We start from the raw sequence: 3,192 nt of genomic DNA on the forward strand, positions 1-3,192 counted from the left end.
TCATTTAGCTTTTTTGCACCAGAACCATCCCCCTTTATTTTACATAATCATACACGATTCTCTTTCGATTTTATATATTTATACATATTTTTTAATAGTTGGGTATAGGGACTGTTTAATTGTTGAGAAAGATTTATAAGAACGTTGATTACTCTCTATCATTTGCTTCGCTAGTTAACCTTTGCGAATACCAAATAGCTCCTTTCATCAAACGTGAAAGGAGCTATAACACTTTGAAAAATAATATGTAAGTACAAGTATTATCCAGATGTTCTTTATTAATCCAACGTTTGTTTAAAGTCCTTTGTTCATAGGAGAAGCATGAACAAAGATGTAATATTCCCCATTTAGATACATTACCATGTGGCCATTCGTTGTTCTATCTATACATATAGTACTCTTTATATCGTTCGAACTTCGATTTTTTTGTTTGTGGTGGTATGATGGAAGACTTTACTGATTTAGATGATGCTACTTGCTTTGGCATTTGTAGTAAGTCACGTTTCTTGAGCTCTCTATACAAACTACTCACATTGCACCCTACTTTTTTTGCAATAGTTGGATATTCCATTCCTTGATTAAATAATTGTACTGCTTGTTTGCATTTTTTATCCCATTTTTCTTCTGACGCTTGTACTTTTTGGGAGCGTTTTTTAGCTGTATTATTTTCTAGTTTAATACACTCACTTTCTATTTTGCACTGTTTAGTACAATCCGCTTCTGTATTTTCCTCACGCTTATTACGCTTCTCCTGTAAGCGTAGCATTTGTACTTTTTTCGCAACTGCTCTCATGTTGCATTCACCTCATTTTCATTGATACGTTTTATAGATAAGTGCTTGTAATGATGTTGTTGCTTCAAACTCTAATCTGGTACCTGCTATCCCCTTTAGTTTCTCAAATCATTCTAAGAAGGAAAGCAATGGTTTCATGCCTTAATCATTCTATGATAATTTCCAACCTATTATTTACAATCCCCGTTGATTAAGTTGTTTACGTAAACTACTCGCATGACATCCTAATTCGTTTGCAATTTTTTGATAGGTATATCCTTTATTTCTTAACACGATCGCCTGTTGACAAATAGAATCCCACTTCAGTTTTACTTTCCTTTTCGAATCCTTTTCATCAAAAATCAATCCTGTTCCTAATTGATATATTTCTTTTCCAATTTTACAATCGTCCATACAATATGTTCGTACCCCATTATAGTGCTTGCAACCCATGCAATGTTGATCCTGCAAATCTAAAATACGAATTCTCGTTTCTCTTTTATTCATAATCCCAATCTCCTCAGTATAATCGTTATCTTTATTATACTGAATATGATAGCGTTTTCGAAGAACAATAGATTCCATTTTTCCCATTTGGATTGGTCTATCCTTTTTGGAACCTACGCCCAAACAACCTTACATTTTTTTCATCAAAATGATTTGTTTCGTCTTAATTTTCAAGATTAATTTCTATACAAATGTTAGCAATGTGTTACAATAAGAAATGCAAAAGAGTAAGGATTCAAAAAAAGCCAATTTGTATAGAAATTGGCTCCCTTCTTGATGATGACGAAAACAAAATTTTCTTTAAATCTTTATTAGGGGTAAGTTTTAAAGAAACATCCATCTTGGTTCTAGTTTTACATAATTGGAATCTATAGTAAATTGATATTTTGGATTCTGAACATTCAAAACTTTAATTCTCTCTATACCCATCAACAAACAATGTATTTTTCATTCTTGGAAAAATCAAGAGAAATGAAGCCTATACCCCTCACCATTTCCTGCAACACAGCAGATATGGTGAGGTATTTTCATGTTTATTCCATTATAACAACTATCTACGATTTTAAATTTTTTATTTAAAATGCTAAAAGAAGCATCCAAAATCGAAAATTTTCTCAATCTCTAGAAAAGAGATGTGAATTTACTAAACTACGACATTTTTCAAAATGATAAAAACTTTACATGCATGAAGTTCATGAGAAACAAGCCCTTGGTCTGTTCCTTACTGATATTTATCAGCGGCTTTTTCTATAGTAGGCATAACAGCAATTGGTGGTAATGATGCAGTCCAAGCAGAGGCATGTACATGTAACTTATCTCCTACTGCATAGTTTTCAGCATTAGAAAGAGGAACTCTTAAAATTTTATTTTGAGAAACAAGCTCCCACCAATCATTTTGATAAGAAAGTGCCTCTTCTTTTGTCGATGTATCAGCAAGAACTAAATAGTGACTATCCATTGAAATAACATATCCAGTGAACGGTATTTGTTCCTGTTTTTGTATAGTAGAAATTGGTGTATGATGTGTGGAAACTTCATTAGAATCCGCAAAAGCTGGTGTAATACCAAAAGTAAATCCAGACCCTAATGCTACAGTAGTTGCTACGGCTACTAGTTTTTTTGTAAACATAATAAATTACCCCCTTTATCATATATTTTTTATTGTACACGTATATATTTCTTTTTTATAACGTCGACCTCTCTTTATATTCAAATATTTAACATTTCTGTCACGAATAAAGGAAATATATCAAATTTAATAAAATTATATAAAGAATATGCACGGTTTTCTTTTTTGAGAGAATCCCTAGAAATTCTCCCTAGGTGAAATTTGGATAGGCAAGAAAAAAGACACCTCTTAGGTGCCTTTCTTCCACTTGAACCACTTTTATTTCATATAAACTTACCCGTATTATCCCTTTGGTATATGTGTAAGCACATCCTATAAAACACAATCATCTATATACACCAGATTATCCGTACACAAAATATAAGAAAATTGAGATCAGTATTAGAATGACGCCATATCCTCTAATGTGATTGATATGTTACGCCTTTCAAAAGAATCTGTTTTATAGAATGTATTCACACCCATTATTCTACCATATTTATTATCTACTACATTTAAATTTCTAAACATTATGCATAATTGCATGGTTACATTAATTTTTTCCATTTCTCCTCGAAAATGTACGTTGGAACCTTTACAAGAGAATAAGGAAACCAGAAAATAACACCTCTATAGACAAATTCTTTAACCTAATTTTTATATTTTGGCAACTATATCCTTCCTACAAATTATCTCTGCGTTGTCTTCTGTATCTTACACTGTTTTCGATTTATTCTACTAAATAACTCATCTACTTCACTCTGCTGTAGGGGCACGACAACATCGCCATCAAGCTAAGGAAAAG

At 32.0% G+C, this 3,192-nt stretch carries 3 protein-coding genes; all 3 read right to left on the minus strand.

Annotated features, from left to right (window positions below; genetic code table 11):
- Positions 1-379: 379 nt before the first annotated feature.
- Positions 380-793: a hypothetical protein gene (locus RT27_RS28400; RefSeq protein ID WP_001202920.1), complete on the minus strand. Its 414-nt coding sequence runs from the start codon at positions 791-793 to the stop codon at positions 380-382.
- A gap of 174 nt (positions 794-967) precedes the next feature.
- Entirely contained in the window at positions 968-1,279 is a 312-nt protein-coding gene (locus RT27_RS28405) for a zinc-finger domain-containing protein (protein WP_043938452.1), read from the minus strand.
- A gap of 721 nt (positions 1,280-2,000) precedes the next feature.
- Positions 2,001-2,408, minus strand: coding sequence for a DUF3221 domain-containing protein (locus tag RT27_RS28410; RefSeq protein ID WP_000494382.1), 408 nt, complete (start codon positions 2,406-2,408; stop codon positions 2,001-2,003).
- Positions 2,409-3,192: the final 784 nt, after the last annotated feature.

The organism is Bacillus sp. L_1B0_5 (genome assembly GCF_000836715.1).
Classification (GTDB): domain Bacteria; phylum Bacillota; class Bacilli; order Bacillales; family Bacillaceae_G; genus Bacillus_A; species Bacillus_A thuringiensis_S.

Bases quoted from the DNA above. Each gene is read 5' to 3' on its own strand.
- RT27_RS28405 (WP_043938452.1), bottom strand. From the start codon at position 1,279: ATGAATAAAAGAGAAACGAGAATTCGTATTTTAGATTTGCAGGATCAA.
- RT27_RS28410 (WP_000494382.1), bottom strand. From the start codon at position 2,408: ATGTTTACAAAAAAACTAGTAGCCGTAGCAACTACTGTAGCATTAGGG.
- RT27_RS28400 (WP_001202920.1), bottom strand. From the start codon at position 793: ATGAGAGCAGTTGCGAAAAAAGTACAAATGCTACGCTTACAGGAGAAG.